This window comes from Pseudomonas sp. FW507-12TSA, from assembly GCF_058781435.1.
In genome coordinates this window covers 61,100-83,355 of sequence record NZ_JBYSWT010000032.1, presented here as the reverse complement: position 1 = coordinate 83,355, position 22,256 = coordinate 61,100, and the positions used below count along the sequence as shown (strand labels likewise).

The 22,256-nt window shown below is 67.3% G+C and carries 19 protein-coding genes; 6 read left to right on the top strand and 13 right to left on the bottom strand.

Going from position 1 to position 22,256, the window contains the following annotated elements; translation table 11 throughout:
- Window positions 1-6 precede the first annotated feature (6 nt).
- The 10 genes from AC3WK8_RS25815 to AC3WK8_RS25770 all read right to left on the bottom strand — a co-directional run bounded on the left by AC3WK8_RS25815 (window position 7) and on the right by AC3WK8_RS25770 (window position 10,187).
- Complete coding sequence (locus tag AC3WK8_RS25815; protein WP_103326718.1) at window positions 7-978, bottom strand: FecR family protein; 972 nt, start codon at window positions 976-978, stop codon at window positions 7-9.
- On the bottom strand, window positions 975-1,496 hold the full coding sequence (locus AC3WK8_RS25810) for a sigma-70 family RNA polymerase sigma factor (RefSeq protein ID WP_085600025.1): 522 nt from the start codon (window positions 1,494-1,496) through the stop codon (window positions 975-977). Before AC3WK8_RS25810 ends, AC3WK8_RS25815 begins: the two co-directional genes overlap by 4 nt.
- Before the next feature lie 117 nt (window positions 1,497-1,613).
- Window positions 1,614-2,588, bottom strand: coding sequence for a porphobilinogen synthase (gene hemB / locus AC3WK8_RS25805; RefSeq protein WP_022643592.1), 975 nt, complete (start codon window positions 2,586-2,588; stop codon window positions 1,614-1,616).
- 222 nt (window positions 2,589-2,810) lie between these two features.
- Window positions 2,811-3,653: a PhzF family phenazine biosynthesis protein gene (locus tag AC3WK8_RS25800; RefSeq protein ID WP_103326715.1), complete on the bottom strand. Its 843-nt coding sequence runs from the start codon at window positions 3,651-3,653 to the stop codon at window positions 2,811-2,813.
- Window positions 3,654-3,869: 216 nt separating this feature from the next.
- Window positions 3,870-4,595, bottom strand: a complete 726-nt coding sequence (locus AC3WK8_RS25795) for a hypothetical protein (RefSeq protein ID WP_371857934.1) — start codon at window positions 4,593-4,595, stop codon at window positions 3,870-3,872.
- A 151-nt stretch (window positions 4,596-4,746) separates the two neighbouring features.
- Complete coding sequence (locus tag AC3WK8_RS25790) at window positions 4,747-5,811, bottom strand: 2,3-butanediol dehydrogenase (protein WP_256578786.1); 1,065 nt, start codon at window positions 5,809-5,811, stop codon at window positions 4,747-4,749.
- An 88-nt stretch (window positions 5,812-5,899) separates the two neighbouring features.
- Window positions 5,900-7,012: an acetoin dehydrogenase dihydrolipoyllysine-residue acetyltransferase subunit gene (locus AC3WK8_RS25785; protein ID WP_085600019.1), complete on the bottom strand. Its 1,113-nt coding sequence runs from the start codon at window positions 7,010-7,012 to the stop codon at window positions 5,900-5,902.
- The gene (locus tag AC3WK8_RS25780) at window positions 7,009-8,025 is read right to left on the bottom strand and encodes an alpha-ketoacid dehydrogenase subunit beta (protein WP_085600015.1); all 1,017 of its coding nucleotides are present in this window, start codon (window positions 8,023-8,025) and stop codon (window positions 7,009-7,011) included. The genes AC3WK8_RS25785 and AC3WK8_RS25780 overlap by 4 nt, the downstream gene beginning before the upstream one ends.
- A gap of 105 nt (window positions 8,026-8,130) precedes the next feature.
- Complete coding sequence (locus AC3WK8_RS25775; RefSeq protein ID WP_085600013.1) at window positions 8,131-9,108, bottom strand: thiamine pyrophosphate-dependent dehydrogenase E1 component subunit alpha; 978 nt, start codon at window positions 9,106-9,108, stop codon at window positions 8,131-8,133.
- 2 nt (window positions 9,109-9,110) lie between these two features.
- Window positions 9,111-10,187, bottom strand: coding sequence for an ATP-NAD kinase family protein (locus AC3WK8_RS25770; protein ID WP_103326713.1), 1,077 nt, complete (start codon window positions 10,185-10,187; stop codon window positions 9,111-9,113).
- A 363-nt stretch (window positions 10,188-10,550) separates the two neighbouring features.
- Between AC3WK8_RS25770 and AC3WK8_RS25765 the strand changes: the two genes are divergently transcribed.
- Together AC3WK8_RS25765 and AC3WK8_RS25760 are read left to right on the top strand one after the other, a co-directional pair.
- Window positions 10,551-12,422, top strand: coding sequence for a sigma-54-dependent Fis family transcriptional regulator (locus AC3WK8_RS25765; protein WP_103326711.1), 1,872 nt, complete (start codon window positions 10,551-10,553; stop codon window positions 12,420-12,422).
- A gap of 114 nt (window positions 12,423-12,536) precedes the next feature.
- Entirely contained in the window at window positions 12,537-13,280 is a 744-nt protein-coding gene (locus AC3WK8_RS25760; protein ID WP_404697296.1) for a TetR/AcrR family transcriptional regulator, read from the top strand.
- A gap of 28 nt (window positions 13,281-13,308) precedes the next feature.
- Here AC3WK8_RS25760 and AC3WK8_RS25755 read toward each other — a convergent pair whose 3' ends face one another.
- Window positions 13,309-14,328, bottom strand: coding sequence for an AraC family transcriptional regulator (locus AC3WK8_RS25755; protein WP_103326730.1), 1,020 nt, complete (start codon window positions 14,326-14,328; stop codon window positions 13,309-13,311).
- A gap of 170 nt (window positions 14,329-14,498) precedes the next feature.
- Here AC3WK8_RS25755 and AC3WK8_RS25750 point away from each other — a divergent pair, with 170 nt between their 5' ends.
- Together AC3WK8_RS25750 and AC3WK8_RS25745 are read left to right on the top strand one after the other, a co-directional pair.
- Window positions 14,499-15,350 carry a 3-hydroxybutyryl-CoA dehydrogenase gene (locus AC3WK8_RS25750; RefSeq protein ID WP_103326710.1) on the top strand — a complete coding sequence of 284 codons (852 nt, stop codon included), beginning with the start codon at window positions 14,499-14,501 and terminating at the stop codon, window positions 15,348-15,350.
- The gene (locus tag AC3WK8_RS25745; RefSeq protein WP_031321432.1) at window positions 15,343-15,939 is read left to right on the top strand and encodes a TetR/AcrR family transcriptional regulator; all 597 of its coding nucleotides are present in this window, start codon (window positions 15,343-15,345) and stop codon (window positions 15,937-15,939) included. The genes AC3WK8_RS25750 and AC3WK8_RS25745 overlap by 8 nt, the downstream gene beginning before the upstream one ends.
- 9 nt (window positions 15,940-15,948) lie before the next feature.
- Here AC3WK8_RS25745 and AC3WK8_RS25740 read toward each other — a convergent pair whose 3' ends face one another.
- Complete coding sequence (locus tag AC3WK8_RS25740) at window positions 15,949-16,584, bottom strand: response regulator transcription factor (protein ID WP_103326708.1); 636 nt, start codon at window positions 16,582-16,584, stop codon at window positions 15,949-15,951.
- Window positions 16,581-18,470: a PAS domain-containing sensor histidine kinase gene (locus tag AC3WK8_RS25735; protein WP_103326728.1), complete on the bottom strand. Its 1,890-nt coding sequence runs from the start codon at window positions 18,468-18,470 to the stop codon at window positions 16,581-16,583. Before AC3WK8_RS25735 ends, AC3WK8_RS25740 begins: the two co-directional genes overlap by 4 nt.
- A 176-nt stretch (window positions 18,471-18,646) precedes the next feature.
- On the opposite strand from AC3WK8_RS25735, the gene AC3WK8_RS25730 reads away from it, so the two are divergent.
- Both AC3WK8_RS25730 and AC3WK8_RS25725 read left to right on the top strand, forming a co-directional pair.
- Window positions 18,647-20,269, top strand: coding sequence for an acyl-CoA synthetase (locus AC3WK8_RS25730; RefSeq protein ID WP_103326706.1), 1,623 nt, complete (start codon window positions 18,647-18,649; stop codon window positions 20,267-20,269).
- 113 nt (window positions 20,270-20,382) lie between these two features.
- Window positions 20,383-22,155: an acyl-CoA dehydrogenase C-terminal domain-containing protein gene (locus tag AC3WK8_RS25725; protein ID WP_103326705.1), complete on the top strand. Its 1,773-nt coding sequence runs from the start codon at window positions 20,383-20,385 to the stop codon at window positions 22,153-22,155.
- Window positions 22,156-22,256: the final 101 nt, after the last annotated feature.

The following is a 22,256-nucleotide window of genomic DNA, read 5'->3' as shown; positions in this document are numbered from 1 at the left end:
AGCCGATCAGCCCACGTGGCTGGCGGAAATCCGCACCCAATACCGGGTATAGCGCTTGACCTGCAACGAGAAGCCGCTTTGCAACGCCGCCAGGGCTCGATCGGTGTCGTCGATGGGAAAGGCCCCGGAGACCTTCAGCCCGGCGATCTGCGGGTCGCACTGCAAGACCCCGCGCCGGTAGCGCGAAAGGTCGGCCAGCAATTCACCCAGGGGGCGGTCGATGGCGATGATGCTGCCTTGGCGCCAGGCGCCCACCGATGCATCGTTGGGCCGCAATGCGGCAAAGTCCCGGGCGCTGAACGCCAGTTGCTGGCCGGCCTCGACCCGGCGCGGTGCACTGCCATGCCCGAGACTGACCTGCACCGCATGCTCGAGCACCGCGACCTGGTCTTCATGCTCGTCGCTGCGCAACAGGAAGCGCGTGCCCAGGGCCAGCACCTTGGCGTGCCGGGTGAACACCTGGAATGGTCGCTGCAACGAGTCGGCACCGGTGCTGACCAGCATCTCGCCCCAGAGCAAGGACACCTTGCGTTGCTCGCCGTCGAACTGCACGTTGACCGACGTATTGGTATTGAGCAGCAGCGAGCTGCCGTCCGCCAAGCCTACTTCTCGGCGTTCGCCGACCTGGGTGCGATAGTCGGCCAACAGTTGCTGGGCGCTGTCGCTACGCCAGCCCAGCCACCCCAGGGAGCCCGCCGAAGCCAGCACCACCAGGTTGCGCATCAACTGACGACGCGAACGCCCGGCTCCGCGCAACGTGGAACCGGCGAGGCCACCGGGCAGCGCCGACATCTGCTCACCCAGTGCCTGCATCTGCGCCCAGGCCTCGCGGTGCAACGGATCGGCCGCCAGCCATTCACGCCACGCCGCCTGGTCCTGTTCACTGGCCGTACCGGAGCGCAGTTGGGCATACCAGCGGGCGGCGGCGCTGATGGCCTGGCGCTCGCCTACGCTCAATTGCAGCGGTGGCAGGCTCATCCGCGTTGCATCCGCATCTGCATCAGGCAGCAATGCTCCATCGCCTTGGCCATGTAGTTGTTGACGCTGCGTACCGACACCCCCAGGCGCATGGCGATCTGCTCGTAGGTCAGGCCATCGCACTGGGACAGCAGGAAGGCCTGCTTGACCTTGGCCCCCAGCCCATCGAGCAAGCGGTCGATCTCCATCAGGGCCTGCAGCAGCATGCCCTGCTCTTCAGGCGAGGGGTGCTCTGCCTCGGGCACCTGGGCCAGGGCCTCGAGATAGGCCTGCTCCAGGGAGCGACGACGGAACAGGTCGATCAGCAAGCCATTGGCGATCCGCGACAGATAGGGCCGAGGCTCACGGATCTCCAGGGCATTGCGCGCCTTGAGCACCCGCACGAAGGTGTCCTGGGCGAGGTCCGCCGCATCGCAGGTGTTGCCCAGGCGGCGGCGCAGCCAGCCCTGGAGCCAGCCATGATGGTCGAGATAGAGGTCGTTGACGGCACAGCTCAGGGTTAAGTCGTCGGCGGGCATGACAGAGGGGATTCATATTTGATAATGAATCGCATTGTCATGTAGGGGCGGAAGGCTTGGCAATAGCCACGAACGTCGCGATGACGTCCGTGGTCTTGGGCACCGGCGCGGCGGGAGTCAGATCCCGGCCAGGGCCAGGTCCATGGCGAAGTAGGTGAAGATCAGGTCGGCGCCGGCACGCTTGATCGAGCCCAGGCTCTCGCGTACCACGCGCTGCTCGTCGATCGCCCCGGCCTGGGCACCGAACTTGATCATCGCGTACTCGCCACTGACCTGGTACGCCGCCACTGGCAGGCGCGAGGCTTCGCGGATGTCGCGGATGATGTCCAGGTAGGCGCCCGCCGGCTTGACCATCAGCGAGTCGGCGCCCTCCTGCTCGTCCAGCAACGACTCACGCACCGCTTCGCGGCGGTTCATCGGGTTCATCTGGTAGCTCTTGCGGTCGCCCTTGAGCGCGCTGCCGCCGGCTTCGCGGAACGGGCCATAGAGCGCCGAGGCGAACTTGGTGGAATAGGCCATGATCGGCGTCTGGGTGAAACCGGCGGCATCCAGGGCCCGGCGGATCGCCTGGACCTGGCCGTCCATGGCTGCCGACGGGGCGATCACGTCGGCACCGGCACGGGCGGCGGCCACGGCCTGCTTGCCGAGGTTGATCAGGGTCTGGTCGTTATCCACCTCGTGGCCGTGCATCACGCCGCAATGACCATGCTCGGTGTACTCGCAGAAGCAGGTATCGGACATCACCACCATCTCCGGCACCGCGTCCTTGGCGATGCGCGACATGCGCGAGACCAGGCCGTTTTCCTGCCAGGTATCGCTGCCGTCGCCATCCAGGTGGTGGGACACGCCGAAGGTCATCACCGACTTGATCCCGGCGCGGGCATAACGCTCGATCTCGCTGGCGAGCTTGGACTCGGGAATGCGCATCACGCCGGGCATGCTTTTGATCGGCACGAAATCGTCGATTTCCTCCTCGACGAAAATCGGCAGTACCAGGTCGTTGAGGGTGAACTCGGTTTCCTGGAACAGGCTGCGCAGCTGTTCGGAGCGACGCAGGCGACGAGGACGGGCTTCTGGAAACTGACTGGACATGGTTTTTCCTAAGGCTGGGCGCGGGACAACTTGAGCTATATCGAAAAAAGGCTGAAAGCTTATGCCTGCGGCCGCCCGGGTACAAACCCGGGATGCTCAAGAGAGCCTTGCCGATCAGGTAACAATCGCCGGCAACCCCGGTGTTCAGGCACTCGCCACGAGGGCCGGGCGGCTTGCTGCGACGATCCGCCGCAAGCATGCCAGGGCAGTTCCGGGGCTGGACTACAGCGTCAGATGTCCATCGATGCAGGTCACTGCGTTGCCACCGATCCACACCTCGTCCCCCACCTGCTCCACCTCGATGCAACCGGCGCGCCCCATGCTCAGGCCCTGGCTGACCCGATAGCGCGCCGGGGCCAGACCCGCCCCCAGCAACCACTGGGCAATGCCGGCGTTCAAGCTGCCGGTGGCCGGGTCCTCGGGCATGCCGTCGCCAGCGATGAAGGCCCGGACTTCGAACTGCGCATCGCTCTCGTCGCGCTCCGGGTCGCAAGGGGCGATCACCCCCACCGCCAGGCCGCTCAACTGCGAATAGTCGGGTTGCAGCTCCAGCACCTGCTGGCGCTCGGCGAGCATCACCGCCAGCCAGCCAGCGCCGTTATCGACCCACTGGGCATCGACGAGCGCCCATGGCGCCAAGCGCAGGCCCTGGCACACCTGCTCCAGCAATTCGGGCGCCACCGGCCCGGAGCGCAGCAGGGGCGGCGCCAGGAATGCCAATTGCTGCCCTTGGCGACGGATCCGCACCAGGCCCACCGCGCACTCCTGGATGATCTCCTGGCCCTTGGGCACCCCACCGGACTCCAGCCAGGCATGGCAGCTGCCCAGGGTCGGGTGGCCGGCGAACGGCAGCTCGTCCAGGGTGGTGAAGATCCGCAGGCGATAGTCGGCACGCGGGTCCCGCGGCTTGAGGATGAATGTGGTTTCACTGAGGTTGGTCCAGTTGGCGAACCTCGCCATTTGCTGGTCGTCGAGCCCATCGGCATCGAACACCACGGCCACCGGGTTGCCTTTGAGGGGCGTGGAACTGAAGACGTCGACCTGCTTGAAGCCCAGGGAGTTCATGGGGTGTCCTGTTGTTGTACTTGGGGGACGGCGAGTCTACGCCGCCGCGCCCACCTCGTGTAGCCGCTCCTCCAGGCTGCGCACGGTATTGCAGGGCCCGCAGGGATCGAGACCTGCTGGAGAATTCCCATGCAAGGCCCCACAGGCCTTCGCGCAGCCTCGCCCTGGCTCGACAGCGGCAACAGATCTTCGCTTCGTCGCTGTCGCAGGTGCGACTTACTGCACCGGCAGGAAGTTCATCAGCAACAGGCTCTGCGCATAGTTGAGTCCCACCCGCCGATAGCGCTCGTCGAGGATCTGCGTCAGCAAGTCCAGGCGCGCGACGATCTTGCCGAACTCCACGGCGAAACTCAGGTTGCTGCCCTCCTCCGAGATCTCGTTGGAGAACAGCAGCAATACGCCGCTGGCATCCTGGCGCTGGCCCAGCATCCAGGTGGCTTTTTCGATATTGCGCGCGGCATTGCTGATGAATTGCGGGTCCAGCGTGTCGGTCATGTAGAACTCGGTGCGCCCGCCATGGGCGGTCACCAGCATGCTGCCGATGGCGTAGATGAAGGCGCCGACCCGGTCGCCCTGGAACTCCGGGCTCAGGGAATAGCTCAGGGCCGCCAGGTCCCGGCGATCGCCCAGGGCCGGCAGCGGCTGGCGCTGTTCGATGGCATTGCGGATCTCCCGCTGCGCCGTGGTGCCATCGGGGTACCCGGACTTGCGCCACTGGCTGGGGTTGCGCAGGTACAGCTTGCCCATCAGCAGGTACAGGCTCTGCAGGTTGTCGCGCATGCCGATGGTGGCCATGCGATCGACGCTGGTCTGGAAGAACTCGTCGGCCTTGCCATTGCGAAACTGGTTGGCGATATCACGCCCCTGCTGCTGGGTGCAGCCGGTGGCGCCGAGCATCAGCAGGCCTGCCAATAGCAAGGTGGGAAACGGGGTTTGCATCATGCAAGAAGAGGGAGCGTAGGCCATCGGCACCGGGTCGACATTCACGAGCTGCAGCGGGGATCGGCGCAGCCAGGCCTGCCCATAGAACGCAAAACGGTAAAAAAGTGCGATGGCAGTGGCCGGCCATCGCCAAATCGCCCGCTGTCGGGCGCTAGAGCCGACTGGGTGAAACGATGATCTTGACGTTGTGCTCCTTGTTGTTGACCAGCTCCTCGAAACCCTGGCCTACGATGTCCTCCAGCTGGATGCGCCCGGTCACCAGCGGCGTGATATCCAGGCGGCCATCGGCGATGAAGGCGATCACATCGGCGAACTCACCGTTGTAGGCCAGGGCTCCCAGCACCTGCTTCTCGGTGGCCACCAGTTCGAAGAAGTTGAACTGGCTGGGCTCCTCGAAAATGCCCACCAGCACGCACTTGCCGGCCTTGCGCACCAGGTCGATGGCCAGCTTGGCGGTGTGCTTGTTGCCGATGCACTCGAAGCTGACATCGGCCCCCAGGCCACCGGTCAGGCGCTTGACCTCGGCCAGGGCATCGCACTCCTTGGGATCGAGCACCAGGCTGGCGCCCACCTCCAGGGCCTTGGCCTTGCGCGCCCCGGACATTTCCAGGGCGATCACCTGGGCCGCGCCGGCGGCCTTGGCGCACATGATGGTGCACAGGCCGATGGTGCCGGCGCCGACCACCACCACGTTCTGCCCCAGCAGGCTGCCGGCCTTTTTCACCGCGTGCATGCCCACCGCCAGCGGCTCGATCAGCGCCCCGGCCTCGGCGGGAAAGTTGGCCGGCAAGGCGTACAACAGGTTGGCCGGCACGTTGACCAACTCAGCGAAGGCGCCGTTGTTCATCAGCCCGGTGAAGGCCAGGTTCTCGCAGATGTTGTACAGCCCGTGGGTGCAGTAATAACAGGTACCGCAGTGCTGGCAGGCGTCCGCCGCCACGGGCTGGCCAACACTGAAGCCCTGGACCCCGGCGCCGAGGGCGACGATCTGGCCGCAGAACTCGTGGCCAAGGATGCACTGGCCCTTGATCCCGGTCAGCGGGTGCGGCGCCTGCACCGGAATGAACACCGGACCTGCCACATATTCATGCAGGTCGGAACCGCAAATGCCGCACCAGTCGACGCGGATCTGCACCCAGCCGGCAGGCGGCGCTTCGGGCAGGGGCACGTCTTCGACACGGATATCGTGGCGGCCGTGCCAGACCGCGGCGCGCATGCTGGCAACTGGCTTGAGGGAAACGCTCATCGTGGCTTCTCCTGATTGTCGTAGAGCTGCGACGGCCCCCTGGCCGGCGCAGCGAACCTCAGTGCTGCTGGATGAAGTCGAGGATCAGGCGATTGACCTGCTCCGCGCTTTCCATCTGCACCATGTGCCCCTGCCCCGGCAGTACCTCGACCTGCGCCTTGAGATCGGCGCTGTGGCTCACCGGGATGATCCGGTCGTCGCTGCCCCAGATCACCAGCACCGGCAGCTCGCCGCCCTGCACCACCGGACGCAGGTCGGCCTGCTGGCGGCCGTTGGTAAACAGCGTGCCTGCCAGCTGCCCGAGGGCCTGCTGCACCCCTTCCAGGCGCTTGTACTTGAGCATGTCGTCGAGCATCTGCCGGTTCACCAGCTCGGGGTTGGAGAACAGCTGCACCAACTGCGGTTTGAGCGCATTGCGATTGCCCGCCTCGACGAAGCCTTGCAGGTAGTCGCCATTGATCTCATGGCCCAGGCCGGCACTGGCGATCAGCGTCAGGGAGCGCACTCGGTGCGGCGCCAGGCGCGTGGTGTCGAGGCACACCGCACCGCCCATGGAATGCCCCACCAGGTGTGCCTGGGCGATGTCCAGGTGATCCAGCAGCGCCAGCAGCACCTCGCTCAGCTCGTCCAGGTCGCCCCGCTGCAAGGCCTTGGCCGACTCGCCGTGGCCCGGCAGGTCCAGGGCGATCACCCGGCGCCCGGTGGCCAGGGCTTCATGGTTGAACAGCCAGTTGTTGAGGTCGCCGCCAAAACCGTGCACCAGCACCAGCGGCGTACCGCCTTCACCCCGTTCGAAATAACGGATCAGCCGGCCGCCCAGCTCGACCTTCTGCGGCGCCGGGCCGCTGTCTTCGTCGGCGTTGTCGCCGGGCACGAAGCTGGCCTGGAACCGCTCGATCACCGCGTCGATCTCGGCGTCGCTGGCCTCGCCCTCCACCACGATGCCCAGCAGCGCGCCCACCGCCAGGGTCTGGTCCTGGCGCGCCACCTGGCGACGCAGGATGCCGGAGAACGGCGCCTCGACACTGCTGGAGATCTTGTCGGTCTCCACGTCCAGCACTTCATCGCCCTTGCTGATGCTCTGGCCTTCTTCCTTGAGCCAGGCATCGACCCGGCCCTCGGTCATCGACAGGCCCCACTTGGGCATGGTCAGGGTATGGATCTGGCTCATCGGCGGCTCCACTCGATCAGGTTCAGCACGGCGTTCTCGATCTTCGCCGCGTCGGGGATGTACAGGTCTTCCAGGGCGTCGGAGAACGGCACCGGGGTATGGGGCGCGGTGACCATCTCGATCGGCGCCTTGAGGGCGGCGAAGGCTTTTTGCGCCACCAGGGCGGAGATGTCGGTGGCCATGGAGCAACGCGGGTTGGCTTCGTCGATCACCACCAGGCGCCCGGTCTTCTCCACGCTTTCCAGGATGCTGTCCTCATCCAGCGGGCTGGTGGTGCGCAGGTCGATGACCTCGCAATCGATGCCACGCCCGGACAGCGCGCGGGCCGCGTCCAGGGCGGTGTTCACCGTACGCCCGTAGGACACCAGGGTCACGTCATTGCCGTCGCGCAGGAAGTTGGCCTCGCCGAAGGGAATCGCATAGGACTCCTCCGGCACCTCGCCTTGCAGGCTGTAGAGCAGCTTGTGCTCGCAGAAGATCACCGGGTCGTTGTCGCGGATGGCCTGGATCAGCAAGCCCTTGGCGTCGTAGGGCGACGAGGGGCAGACCACCTTCAACCCGGGGATGTGGGTCCACAGCGAGGTCAGCATCTGCGAATGCTGGGCCGCGGCACGCAGGCCGGCGCCGACCATGGTGCGGATCACCAGCGGGGTCTGGGCCTTGCCGCCGAACATGTAGCGAAACTTGGCCGCCTGGTTGAGGATCTGGTCCAGGCAGCAGCCGGCGAAGTCGACGAACATCAACTCGCACACCGGGCGCACGCCCCGGGTGGCCGCGCCCACGGCGGCGCCGACGTAACCGATTTCCGACAACGGGGTATCCAGCACCCGCCCGGGGAACTGGTGGTAGAGGCCCTTGGTCACCCCGAGCACGCCGCCCCAGGCGTCGTTGTCGCCGGGGGCACCGGCGCCGCCGGCCACGTCTTCGCCCATGATGAACACGCTGGGGTCGCGGCGCATTTCCTGGGCCAGGGCTTCGTTGATGGCCTGCTGGTAACTGATTTTTCTCGCCATGATGATGGTCTCTTGTTGTTCTTGGAGGAGGCTTTGGAGCCTGTTCACGGCCGAGCGAGCGACGCTCAGGGCGCCTGCGCCGAGCGACAGATCGCGGGGAGGTGCTCAGGGATAGGCGACGTACACGTCGCTGAGCAGGTCCGCCGGGCTCGGCTTGGGATCGCTCTTGGCCTTGCGCACCGCGTCTTCGATCAGCGCTTGCACCTGGGCATCGATGTCGTCCAGCTGGCTGGCCTGTACCAGGCCCGAGCGAGTGGTGCGCTGGCGAAACTGCATCAGGCAGTCGTTGTGCTCGCGGTAATGCTTGACCTCGTCCGGGGCGCGGTAGGTCTGGGCATCGCCCTCGAAGTGGCCGTAGTAGCGGGTCAGCTTGACCTCGATCAGCGACGGTCCCTCCCCGGCCCGGGCCCGTTCCACGGCGGCGCCGGCGGCTTCATGCACGGCGAAGAAGTCGAAGCCGTCCACCGTCACCCCGGGCATGCCGAAACCTGCGGCGCGGTCGGCGATATGGTCGCAAGCCACCGACCAGTTCGAAGCGGTGGCCTCGGCATAGCCGTTGTTCTCGGCGATGAACAGGCACGGCAGGTTCCATACCGAGGCCATGTTCATGGCCTCGAACACCGCACCCTCGTTGGAGCCACCGTCGCCGAAGAACACCACCGACACGCCGTCGCTGCCTTGCAGCCGGGCCGCCAGGGCCGCGCCCACCACCAGCGGCGCCCCGGCACCGACGATGCCGTTGGCACCGAGCATGCCCTTCTCGAAATCGGCGATGTGCATGGAGCCGCCCTTGCCCTGGCAGACCCCGGTCTTCTTGCCGTAGATCTCGGCCATCATCCCGTAGACGTCCACGCCCTTGGCGATGCAATGGCCGTGGCCGCGGTGGTTGGAGGCGATGCAATCGTCATCGCGCAGGTGGGCCATGACCCCGGCGGCCGAGGCTTCCTCGCCGGCGTAGAGGTGGACGAAACCGGGGATCTCGCCCGTGGCGAACTCCACATGCAGGCGCTCTTCGAAAGCGCGGATGGTGCGCATCACCCGGTAGGCGTGCAGCAGCTGGTCAGCGTTCAGGGGTGTCGACATTTTTATTCTCCAGGGGTGTCTTCAGGCTGAAGGTTCATGGGGTGTTGCCGGTGACTGCGGTCGATGGCCAGCAGGCGCTGGCGCGCCGCGTGTTCCAGGACCGCGTTGACGTCGATGCTCAGCGGGCCGCCGGCATCCAGGGTGACCGTGGGCCAGTCACCGGGGTTGAACTCGATCTCGCGCTCGCCATCCAGGGCCAGGGTGCCGGCGCCCAGGCACAGGGACTGGGGCTGGCCCGGTTGCAGGTAGCCGGCCTCCAGTACCCCGCAGCCTTGCAACAGCCCCGGGACCAGGGGCACCAGCAACGCCTCGGGCGAACCTGATGCCAGGCGCATCCAGGCGCCGTGGGGCTGTTGCCGGGTCACCGGCAGCCACAACCCGCAGAGCGCGGAAATACCGATGGACTGCGGCTCGGCGAAGGTCACGAAAACCTCGGCCAGGTCGCTGGCGCGGCTGATGGCCCGGGCCCCGACGAAGGCCAGGGGCGACACCGCCACGTCCACCAGGGCCACTTCGCAGAGGCCCCGGCAAGGCTCGCGCACCAGCAGCCGCTTGTTGCGCCGCAGGGCGATCTCGCCACTCACCCGGCCGCTGGCGTAGAGCCCGCCGGCCAGGCCGGCGCTGGTGGCTTCGCGCAGTTCCGGAAAGGCGTTGTTGGTGCCGGTGGACAGGGTCAGCAGCGGGATATCGCCGACCTCGGCGGCTACCGCCTTGTGGGTGCCGTCGCCGCCGAGCACGGCGATCAGCGCCACCTCGCGCTCGGCCATCCACCGTGCAGCCTGGCGGGTGTCCTCGACGCTCTGGCGCAGGGTCAGGTCGAGGAACTCCAGCTCCGGCCAGTGCTGCTCGCGGGCCTGGCGGCTGCGGCTGTTCTTCTGCACCGCGGCGGCCATGCCGGTCATGTCGGTGGGCATCAGCACCCGCTCGATACCCGTGGCGCCGAAGGCCGCCAGCAGGCGCTGGATCACCCAGACCTTGTCGGTACTGGAAAACAGCCCGGCATTGGCGGTCAGGCGGCGCACATCGCGGCCCGAGGCCGGGTTGGCGATGATGCCGACACTCAACGGGCGGCGGCTCATAAGGTCACCACAGGCAGTTCACGGCCAGGACAGTGCATGGCATACCTCGTTCTTGTTCTTGTTCTTGGATGGGCCCGCCGCCGCGGGAAACCTGCGGCGGGTTGCCAAGAGCCAGAGCAAGGCCGGTGCCAGTTGTCGAAAACCTTGCGCAAAAGCCCGCCGCAGAGCGCCTGGCACGCAGGCCTCGGCGCCTTGCCCGGCGGTGCCGGTGAGACGTTGCATGCCAGGTTGCACGGGGCAGAGGCGAGACCTTGAGACGTTGCGTCTCAACCTCGCCGCCGGGCCAGCCGGTGCTTGTCCGAAGAAGCGGATCGGCGCTTAATGCGCCCCACAACGATAAGAAGCTGCAACCGGAGGCCTGTCATGCTTTCCGCCCATTCCCGCGCCCATGTCGACTGCGTCAGCCGGGTCTTGAAGAACGCCGCGCACCTGCCCCAGGCGCCGGTGCCGAACCTGATCCTCGACTCCTGGCGCCGCTCCATGGAGCAGCACCACCTGGACCCGGCCTCGCTGCAGGGGCCACGCATCCTCTCCGAAGACCTGCTCAAGCAGTGCCGCGAGCGCTCGGAGCTGTTCCTGCGCATCGCCAGCGAAGAAGTGGCGCGCCTGCATGGCCAGGTGCGCGATGCCGACTACTGCGTGCTGCTCACCGACGCCCAGGGCCGCACCATCGACTACCGGGTCGAGTCCGCCATCCGCAACGATTGCCGCAAGGCCGGCCTGTACCTGGGCACCTGCTGGTCGGAGGGCGAGGAAGGCACCTGCGGCGTGGCCGCGGTGCTCACCAGCGGCGCTGCGGTGACGGTGCACAAGCGCGATCACTTTCGCGCCGCCTTCATCGGCCTGACCTGCTCCGCGGCCCCGGTGTTCGACCCCCAGGGTGGGCTGCTGGGGGTGCTGGACGTCTCGGCGGTGCGCTCGCCGGACGATCGCCGTTCCCAGCACCTGATCCGCCAGCTGGTGGTACAGAGCGCGCGGGCGATCGAGCAGGCGTTCTTCATGAGCAGCGCCCAGGGCTACTGGGTCCTGCGGGCCCACGCCAGCCCGGGTTATGTCGACAGCCAGCCGGACTTCCTGCTGGCCTGGGACGACGACGGTTGCCTGCAAGCGCTGAACCCCGCCGCCCGGGCCTACTTGCTGCGCCGCCACGGCCAGGTGCCCCGGCACATCGCCCAGGTGTTCGACACCCAGCTGCTGCAGCGCGCCAGGGACCAGGCGCTGTGGCCCCTGGATGGCGAGCTGCACGGTCGCCTGCAAGCGCCGCGCAGGCCGGCCAGCCGGCCACGGCTGCCACTGGCCGGGCAGGCGCTGGACCCCAGGGTGGAGCAGAGCCTGCGCCTGGCGGTGCGGGTCAAGGATCGCCACCTGCCGGTGCTGGTCCAGGGCGAGACCGGCAGCGGCAAGGAAGTCTTCGCCCGCCAGCTGCACCAGGCCAGCCAGCGCCGCGAGCGGCCGTTCGTGGCGCTGAACTGCGCGGCGATTCCGGAAAACCTGATCGAGAGCGAACTGTTCGGTTATGTCGCCGGGGCCTTCACCGGAGCCTCCAGCAAAGGCATGCAGGGCCTGCTGCAACAGGCCGACGGCGGCACCCTGTTCCTGGACGAGATCGGCGACATGCCCCTGGCCTTGCAGACCCGCCTGCTGCGGGTACTGGCCGAGGGCGAGGTGGCGCCGCTGGGCGCCGCGCGGCGCCAGGCGGTGGATATCCAGGTGATCTGCGCCACCCACCGCGACCTGGAAGCGCTGGTGGCCGATGGCAGCTTTCGCGAGGACCTGTATTTCCGCCTGGGCGGCGCGCGCTTCCAGCTACCGCCCTTGCGCGAGCGCAGCGACCGCCTGGCGTTGATCACCCAGATCGTTGAAGAAGAGTCCCAGCGTTGCGGCACGCCCCTGCAACTGGGCGACGCGGCCCTGGAGTGCCTGCTGGGCTATCGCTGGCCGGGCAACGTGCGCCAGCTGCGCCACGTGCTGCGCTATGCCTGCGCGGTGTGCGAAGGGCCGGTGATCCAACTGCAGGACCTGCCGGAGCAGTTGCACCGGGCCAGTATCCAGGCAATCGCTACCCAGGCCCCGGACCCGGCGAGCAACCCGGAACGCCAGGCGCTGCTGGATGCCCTGGTGCGCCATCGCTGGAAACCCGTGGCCGCCGCCAAGGCCCTGGGCATCTCCCGGGCGACCTTGTACCGCCGGGTCCGGCAGCATGGCATCCAGATGCCGGGACGCAGTTGCCCCTGAGTATCGGCCGGAGTATTGGGCAAATGACGACAAGCGCTCTAGCACGGCACTTTCACCCTGAAAACGGCTAGTTTCGTCCATTGGTCGCGGATGCTTTTGCCATGGAAATTACCTATGCTGGCGGCTCACAAGGAAGTCCGCTTCCCCCCGACAGGCAAGCCAAAGACCCCACTCATTCCTATGCATGATTCTCGACTCTCCCCATCCCCCACGACAGCAAGCGGCAAATCCGGCAGTCCCGCGCGACGGGGGCGCCCGCTCGGCAACCACGAGGAGAAGCGCGCAGAGCTGCTCAAAGCGGTGGTCGCCGTGGTGGCGCAAGAGGGCTACATCGGCACCTCCATGCGCCGCGTCGCCCAATATGCCAACTGCACCACTGGCGCGGTGACCTACTATTTCGCCAACAAGGAAGAGATGCTCGCCGCCGCCGCACAGGACCTGTTCGACCAGTTCGACGCCGTGCTCGAGCGCGAGGCCGCCAAGCCCCGGGTGGACATCAAGACGATCATTTCCAGCTGGCTGAGCTGGGGCAAGGGCGGCGACACCAACGCCCTGCTCGCCGCCCTCTTCCACCTGCTGACCCACGCCCGCCACGAACAGGCCCTGGCCGATATCTTCCAGCAACGCTATTGCCGCTTCCGCCAGTCCTTCGCCGCGATGTTGGCCAAGGGCCAGGCCCAGGGCGATATCCGCGACGATATCGATGCCGAGCTGCTGGCCGACCAGATCTGCGCCATGGGCGATGGCTGGAAGATGGTCCAGCCGGTGGAACCGGAACGCTTCGCCCCGGAGCGCCAGGAAGCGCTGCTCGATGCCGTGGTGGTGCTAGTGGCGCCCTATAGGCCCCGTCCCCAGTGAAGCCCGCGCCAGGCCCCGGCGCCGTTGGCTAGCCCGGCCCTGCGGGCTGGAAACGCGCGCGATAGCGGCCGGGGCTCTCGCCGATCCATTTCTTGAAGGCCCGGTGGAAAGCGCTGGGCTCCTGGAATCCGGTCAATTCGGCGATCTCGCCGATGCTGGCCGCCGAGCGGCGCAGCAGGTCCACGGCGACGTTGCGCCGGACCTCGTCCTTGATCTCCTGGTAGGAGCCCCCCTCGCGCTCCAGGCGCCGGCGCAGGGTGCTGGGGCTCATCTGCAGTTCACTGGCGAAGGCTTCCAGGGTCGGCCACTGGCTGTAGTGGCTGCCCCGCAGGCGCTGGTGCACCTGGGTGGTGAGGCCGTGCTGGTTGCGAAACCGGATCACCAGCCATTGCGGGGCGCTGCGCAGGAATACCTTGAGCGAAGCCAGGTCCTGGACCACCGGCAGGCGCAACAGGCGGCTGGCGAACTCGATCTCGGTGCGCCCGGCGTTCCAGGTCAGGTTGCTGCCCCACAGCAGCACGTCGTCGTCGAGGCTGAGGCGAGCATGGCGAAACTCCGCACGATCGATGGGAATCCGCCGTCCACCCAACCAGCACAACAGGCTGATGACCAGCACCAGCAGGGTTTCCTCGGCGTAGTGCGCGCGCAGCGGCTCGGCGCCCTGGCTCTGGAGGCTGATCACCGCACGCTTGCCGCGCATGCTGAGGCTGGCGCGCAGGTCGCGCAGGAACAGGCCGAAGTTGTTCAGGCACTGGCGCAGCGCCTTCTCCAGGTTCGGTTCCTGGATCAGTCCACGACAGATGAGGGCGAAGGCCCCGGGCGGCAAGCCGTGGGAATCGAGCTGGAAGAACTCGTCGTGCAATTCACGGATCTGCATCAGCCACAGGGCCGCGAACGCGCTGCCAGGCACCCGCGCCCGGGGCTGCTCGAGGAGCGCGGGGTCGATGCCGACCTCGGCCAGCAGCGCTGCCAGGCGCGCCGGCCGCGATTGCAGGGCGTGGGTCATGACCCGTAGGTAATAAGCGGCGACCGAATCGGTTTCGCGCATCTGGCAGCTGTCCTCCGGCATGGCCGCTGTGGCAAAAAACGCCAGCACGGTTGACCGCTTTCGGCATAGTCCGGCCCCCGTGCGGGGCCCTAGACTCGCGCTCGACAATGGGCCGTGCAAGGCATGGCCGCCATGCTCCGCGAAGGCAACGAACAAAGGAAGAGCTGAAGATGAATCTTGCGAACATCGGTGTGATCGGCGCCGGCACCATGGGTAACGGTATCGCCCAGGTCTGCGCCCAGGCGGGCTTTGCCGTGACCCTGCTGGACATCGCCCAGCCCGCCCTGGAAAAGGCCCTGGCCACCATCGGCAGGAACCTCGACCGGCAAGTGGCCAAGGGCGGCCTGAGCGAGGAGCAGAAGCTCGCGACCCTGGAGCGCATCCGCATCAGTACCGACTACGCCACGCTCAAGGATGTCCAGCTGGTGATCGAGGCTGCCACCGAGAACCTCGAGCTCAAGCTCAAGGTGCTGCAGCAGATCGCCGCCCAGGTCGGCCCCGAGTGCGTGATCGCCTCCAACACCTCGTCGCTGTCCATCACCCAGCTGGCGGCCAGCGTCAGCGCCCCGGAGCGCTTCATCGGCCTGCACTTCTTCAACCCGGTGCCGGTCATGGGCCTGATCGAGGTGATCCGTGGCCTGCAAACCAGCGATGCGACCCACGCCCTGGCCATGGACATGGCCCAGCGCCTGGGCAAGACCGCGATCACCGCCGGCAACCGCCCGGGCTTCGTGGTCAACCGCATCCTGGTGCCGATGATCAACGAGGCGATCCTGGTGTTCCAGGAAGGCCTGGCCAGCGCCGAGGACATCGACGCCGGCATGCGCCTGGGCTGCAACCAGCCGATCGGCCCATTGGCCCTGGCCGACCTGATCGGCCTGGACACCCTGCTGGCGATCCTCGAAGCCTTCTACGACGGCTTCAACGACAGCAAGTACCGCCCCGCCCCGCTGCTCAAGGAAATGGTTGCCGCCGGCTACCTGGGCCGCAAGACCGGACGTGGCTTCCATGCCTATGGCTGAACGCTGCTCGCGCTTCGCGCAAAGCCGCGACAAGGCCCTGGAGCTGTTCGCCAGCAAGGGCTTCGGCCAGGTCGGCATGCGCGAGCTGGCCAGCCACCTGGGGCTGACGCCGGGTTCGCTGTATCACCACTACCCGAGCAAGCAGCACCTGTTGCTGGACCTGATCGAGGAGTTCTTCGACGAGCTGCACGGCACCCTCAAGCGCCTGCAGCGGCGCAAGCTCCAGGACGGCTGCCTGGTGGCGCTGATCCGCGCCCACCTGAAACTGCACCGGGAACTGCCCCGGCACTTTCGCCTGGTGGAGCGCGACAGCGGCTGCCTGAACCCCGACCAGCAGTTGCGCGTCGAGCAATTGCGCGCAGGCTACGAACAGCAGTTGCTGCAACTGCTGGGCACGCCGGTCGGGCAAGGGGAAGCCGCGCGCCGGGCCACCGCCCATGCGGTGGCCAACCTGCTCAATACCGCCCCCAGCTGGTTCCAGGAACAGCCCCTGGGCGAGCGCGAGCGCGAAGCCTTGCTGGAGAACCTGCTCAGCGGTGCCATCGAACGCCTGCTGGGCACAGGCCCGAGCCACAGCGCCGTGGCCTGAGGCCAGGCCTCAGCGCAATTGCAACGGGTCCACCAGGCCGGCGGCGATGGCCATGCCCACCAGCTCCGGCAGATGCTCGGCCTGCATGCGCTTCATCACCCGCGAGCGGTACAGGTCGATGGTCTTGATGCTGACCCCCAGCTGCTCGGCGATCTCGCGATTGGTGTAGCCCCGCACCAGCGGCAGCAGCACATCCTTTTCCCGTGGCGTCAGGCTCTCCAGGCGCTCCAGCACCCGGGCCTGCCCGGCGCCCTGGCGCTGGCGGCTGCCGGCGCGGTTCAGCGCCTGCTGCACGCTATCGAGCAGCAGTTGCTCGTTGTAGGGCTTCTCGATGAAGTCCGCCGCCCCGGCCTTGAACGCGCGGACCACGATGGGCACGTCGGCATGGCCACTGACGAAGATCAGCGGCAGGTCGATTTCCCGCTGGCGCAGCTCTTGCTGGACATTCAACCCGCCCATGCCGGGCATGCGCACATCCAGCAGCACACAGGCGTTGCGGCTCGGGTCGCAATGCTCGAGGAACTCGCGGCCACTGGTGAAGGGCACGGCCGCCAGGCCCACCGACTCCAGCAGCCAGACCGTGGAGTCGAGCATGGCCGGGTCATCGTCGACCACGTACACCAACTGCTGCGTCGCACTCGTCATGGCCTTGCTCCTGTATTCGGGGAAATGGATGGGTCGGTCTCAAGCGGCGCCGTGGCCGGCAGATGGCAGTCCATGCGCAGGCCCCGGGCCTGGGGCCGGGCCTGCAAGTCGCCACCGAAACCCTCGACGATGCTGCGGCTCATGGACAGCCCCAGGCCCAGGCCATTGGCCTTGCTGGTGTAGAACGGGGTGAACAACTGCGCCAGCTGCTGGGTAGAAACCCCGGGGCCCTGGTCGCTGACACTGATGCAGACCCCACCCTCGGCGCCGGCCATGGCCTGGAGCACGATCTGCGAGGCCTGTTGCGCATGGACCTCGCGATTGGCCTCGATGGCGTTGCGCAAGAGGTTGAGCAGCACCTGTTCCAGCAGCACCCGGTCGGCGTAGACCGGCGGCAGATTATCCGCCAGGCGCAGCTCGATCACCACCTGGCACGCCTGGGCTTCCCAGGCGCACAGGCGCACGGTTTCCCGGGCCACCTCGGCGCTGTCCAGGGCCTGGAGCCGCCGCCCGCCCTTGCGCAGGAACGCCCGCAGGCGCTTGATCACCTCGGCGGCGTGGGTCGCCTGCTCGGCGATGCGCTCCAGGCCCTGGGCCACCTTCCGCGCGGCCTGGGGCTGGGTGTCCAGCGCCTGCAGATAGCGCTGGCTGGCATTGGCATAGTTGACCACCGCCGCCAGCGGCTGGTTGATCTCGTGGGCGATGCCCGAGGCCAGCTCGCCCAGGGTCACCAAACGCGCGGTATGGGCCAGCTCGTCCTGGTGATGACGCTGCTGGGCTTCGCGCAATTCGCGCTCGCTCTGGTCATGGGCCACCAGCGAATAGAAGCGCTCGCCGCTGGCCGCCCGGTGCGCCAGGAGCATCAGCGACACCGCCACCGAGTCACCGCCCGAGGGCGGCTGCAAGCGAGTCTCGATGCTCCAGCGCCCGGTGCGCTCGGCGCATTCCCAGCCCTCTCGCTGCAGGCTTTGCAGCACCGCCGGACTGAGGATCGCCGCCAGCTCGGGCATCACCTGCCCGGGCTCCAGGCCCAGGGCGCGCCGGGCGGCCGGGTTGAGGTAGGTGACGCTGCCGCCCGGCTGGACGAACAGCACCGGATCGGGGTTGGCTTCCACCACCTCGGCCAGGCGCCGCTTGTTCTCCTCGGCCTGGACCCGGGCGGTGATGTCCCGGGATACCGCCACCACCTCCACCACCGCCCCGGTGTAGGTCTCGCGGATCGCCCGGCAGGCGGTCTCGAACCACAGGTAGTGGCCGTCGCGATGGCGGATGCGATAGGTCATGGTGTGGTAGCCGTCCTGCTCCAGGGCATCCCCGGTGCGCTGCATCAGCCCGGCCAGCCCGCGGCTGTGCAACAGGCTGCGGGCGGGCATGCCGCGCAGCTCCTCGGGCCAGTAGCCGAGCAGGGTCCAGGACGCAGGCGAGGCGTCGAGGAAGCAGCCGTCGGGGGTGTGCCGGGAAATCAGGTCGGTGGTGTTCTCGGTGATCAGCCGATACAGCCGCCGGGCCCTGGCCGATTCGCGCTCGGCCTGCACCTGGGTGGTGGCCTCGCGGCAACGGGCCAGGACCCGCTGGCGATACGGGTCGGGGATGAAGGTCCAGAGCAGGATCCGCTCGCCGCACCGGGCCTCGACGTCCTCGATCGGCCGTTGCTGGTCGAGGCAGGCCCGCACCAGGGCCGGGTGGTTGACCGGCAGCCAGGCCGCCAACCCATCCCCTGTCGCGCCCTCCAGCCACTGGCGCAGCGCCGGGTTCAGGTCCAGCGGCCGGGCCTCGGCATCCAGCAGCGCACTGGGCTGCGGGTCATGGCCCAGCCAGGGCGAATCCGGCAGGTGGCCTTCGCGCTGCTGGCGCAGCCAATGGCTCAAGTGAGGGGAGCTTTGCATCATCGTTGGACCTTTGGGGATCATCGGCGATCAATATAGTATTAATACTATACAACTCAGGTATTACTTCCATATCAATCCGCAAACAGTATATAAAAGCCTCCGGATAAGTCACCGAGGCGCCAACGAGCGCCTCGGTCAATAGAGCTAACAATCAGCCACCGGGTGCCCGAACCATGTCCATCTACGAGCAAGGCCTTGCGCCGTCTGCCGTCAACCACATCGCCCTTTCGCCCCTGAGCTTCATCGAGCGTACCGCCGCGGTCTATCCGGACTACCCGGCGGTGGTCCATGGTTCGATCCGTCGCACCTGGGCCCAGACCTACAGCCGCTGCCGGCGCCTGGCCTCGGCCCTGGCCGGGCGCGGAATCGGCAAGAACGACACGGTGGCGGTGATGCTGCCCAACATCCCGGCGATGCTCGAGGCGCATTTCGGCGTGCCGATGATCGGCGCCGTGCTCAACGCCCTCAACGTGCGCCTGGACGCCGAGGCCATCGCCTTCATGCTGGCCCACGGCGAGGCCAGGGTGCTGATCGCCGACCGCGAGTTCCATGCAGTGATCCAGGCCGCCGTGGCCATGCTCGACCACCCGCCGCTGGTGATCGACCTCGACGACCCGGAGTACGGCGAGGGCCAGCCGGTCAGCGACCTGGACTACGAGGCGTTCCTCGCCGAGGGCGACCCGGAGTTCGCCTGGCAGTGGCCGGATGACGAGTGGCAGGCCATCGCCCTGAACTACACCTCCGGCACCACCGGCAATCCCAAGGGCGTGGTCTATCACCACCGCGGCGCCTACCTCAACGCCCTGGGCAACCAGATGACCTGGGCCATGGGCAACCACCCGGTGTACCTGTGGACCCTGCCGATGTTCCACTGCAACGGCTGGTGCTACCCCTGGACCGTCACCGCCCTGGCCGGGGTCCACGTATTCCTGCGCCGGGTCGACCCGCAGAAGATCCTCAACCTGATCCGCGAACACCAGGTCAGCCACCTGTGTGGCGCGCCCATCGTGCTCAATGCCCTGGTGAACATGCCGGAGTCGGCCAAGGCGGCCATCGACCACCCGGTCAAGGCCATGGTGGCCGGGGCCGCGCCACCGGCCAAGGTGATCGGCGCCGTGGAAGAAATGGGCATCCAGGTCACCCACGTCTACGGCCTGACCGAGGTCTACGGCCCGGTGACCCTGTGTGCCTGGCACGCCGCCTGGGACCCGTTGCCCCTGGAAGAGCGGGCGCAGATCAAGGCGCGCCAGGGCGTGCGCTACCCGACCCTGGAAGGGGTGATGGTGGCCGACCCGAAGACCCTGGAACCCACGCCCCGGGACGGCCAGACCATCGGCGAGATCTTCATGCGCGGCAACACGGTGATGAAGGGCTACCTGAAGAACCCCAGCGCCACCGCCGAAGCCTTCGAAGGCGGCTGGTTCCACACCGGCGACCTGGGCGTGACCCATCCGGACGGCTACGTGGAGATCCGCGACCGGCTCAAGGACATCATCATTTCCGGAGGCGAAAACATCTCGACCATCGAACTCGAAGGCGTGCTCTATCGCCATCCGGCGGTGCTGGAAGCGGCGGTGGTGGCCCGGCCCGACGAAAAATGGGGCGAGACGCCCTGCGCCTTCATCACCCTCAAGGCCGACCACCAGGACGTGCGCGAAGCCCAGATCATCGCCTTCTGCCGCGAGCACCTGGCGGGGTTCAAGGTGCCGCGCACCGTGGTCTTCAGCCAGTTGCCCAAGACTTCCACCGGCAAGATCCAGAAGTTCGTCCTGCGCGACATGGCGAAAAACCTCTAGCCTGAACCCAAGATCCCCGCGCATGCTGGCCCCGGCATGTTCGCGGGGCCCGCCCCTTTTGAATCACGCGGCCACGGCCGTGCAACCTCCACCCTTGCACGAGGTTTCCTGCAATGCCCGAATTCAACGCTCCCCTGCGCGACATGCGCTTCGTCCTGCATGAAGTGTTCAACGCCCCCAAGCTCTGGGCCCGGCTGCCGGCCCTGGCGGACATCGTGGACGGCGACACCGCCGATGCGATCCTCGAGGAAGCCGCCAAGGTCACCGCCACCCTGGTGGCCCCGCTCAACCGCAGCGGCGACGAAGAAGGCGCCACCTGGGAGGCCGGCCAGGTGCGCACCCCCGCAGGCTTCAAGGAGGCCTATGCGACCTATATCCAGGGCGGCTGGGTCGGCCTGGGCGGCAATCCGGCCTATGGCGGCATGGGCATGCCGAAGATGCTCGCGGTGCAGTTCGAGGAGATGCTCTACGGCGCCAACTCCAGCTTCGCCCTGTACTCGACCCTGAGCTCCGGCGCCTGCCTGGCCATCGACGCCCACGCCAGCGAGGAACTCAAGGCGCGCTACCTGCCGGCGATGTACGAAGGCCGCTGGGCCGGCTCCATGTGCCTGACCGAGGCCCACGCCGGCACTGACCTGGGGATCATCCGCACCCGCGCCGAACCCCAGGCCGACGGCAGCTATCGCATCAGCGGCAGCAAGATGTTCATCACCGGCGGCGAGCAGGACCTGACCGAGAACATCATTCACCTGGTATTGGCCAAGCTGCCGGATGCCCCGGCCGGGCCCAAGGGCATCTCGCTGTTCCTGGTGCCCAAGATCCACGTCGACGCCAACGGCAACCTGGGCCAGGCCAACGCCGTGAGCTGCGGTTCCATCGAGCACAAGATGGGGATCAAGGGCTCGGCCACCTGCGTGCTGAACTTCGACGGCGCCAGCGGCTACCTGGTGGGCGAGGCCAACAAGGGCCTGGCTGCGATGTTCACCATGATGAACTACGAGCGCCTGTCCATCGGCATCCAGGGCATCGGCTGCGCCGAGAACTCCTACCAGAACGCCCGGACCTACGCTCGCGAGCGCCTGCAGAGCCGGGCCCCGTCGGGGCCGGTGGCCAAGGACAAGGTCGCCGACCCGATCATCAACCACCCGGACGTGCGGCGCATGCTGCTGACGATGAAGGCCATGACCGAGGGCGGCCGGGCCTTCGCCAGCTACGTCGGCCAGCAGCTGGACCTGGCCAAGTTCGCCGACCAGCCCCATGAGCGGCACAACGCCCAAGCCCTGGTGGCGTTGCTGACCCCGGTGGCCAAGGCGTTCTTCACCGACAACGGCCTGGACAGTTGCGTGCTGGGCCAGCAGGTGTTCGGCGGCCACGGCTACATCCGTGAATGGGGCCAGGAGCAACTGGTGCGCGACGTGCGCATCGCGCAGATCTACGAAGGCACCAACGGCATCCAGGCCCTGGACCTCCTGGGGCGCAAGGTGGTGGCCAACGGCGGCGTGGCCCTGCGCCTGTTCACCGGCGAGATCCGCGACTACGCCTACCTGCCCGGCGCGGCCTATTCGGCGCAGTTGCTCGATGCCGTGCAGCGCCTGGAAGAACTCAGCGACTGGTTGTGCCAGCAGGCCGTGCAGAACCCCAACGCCGTAGGCAGCGCCTGCGTCGAGTACCTGCAGTTGTTCGGTCATGTGGCCTACGCCTACCTGTGGGCGCGCATGGCCCAGGTGGCCGGGCACAAGCGCGCCGAGGACGAACGCTTCTACAGCGCCAAGCTTGGCACCGCGGACTTCTATTTCAGCCGCCTGCTGCCGCGCATCCTTGGCCTGGAGCAGAGCATCCGTGCCGGCAGCTCGCCGCTGTTCAGCCTCGCCGACGAGCAGTTCTGAAGCATCGGGCCGGGCGTGCGGCGCCCGGCCCGGTCCCTTGCACAAGCAGGTGCAAAACCCCGGGCGCCCCGGCATACTCGGCGCCCCTGCCCACCACCCAA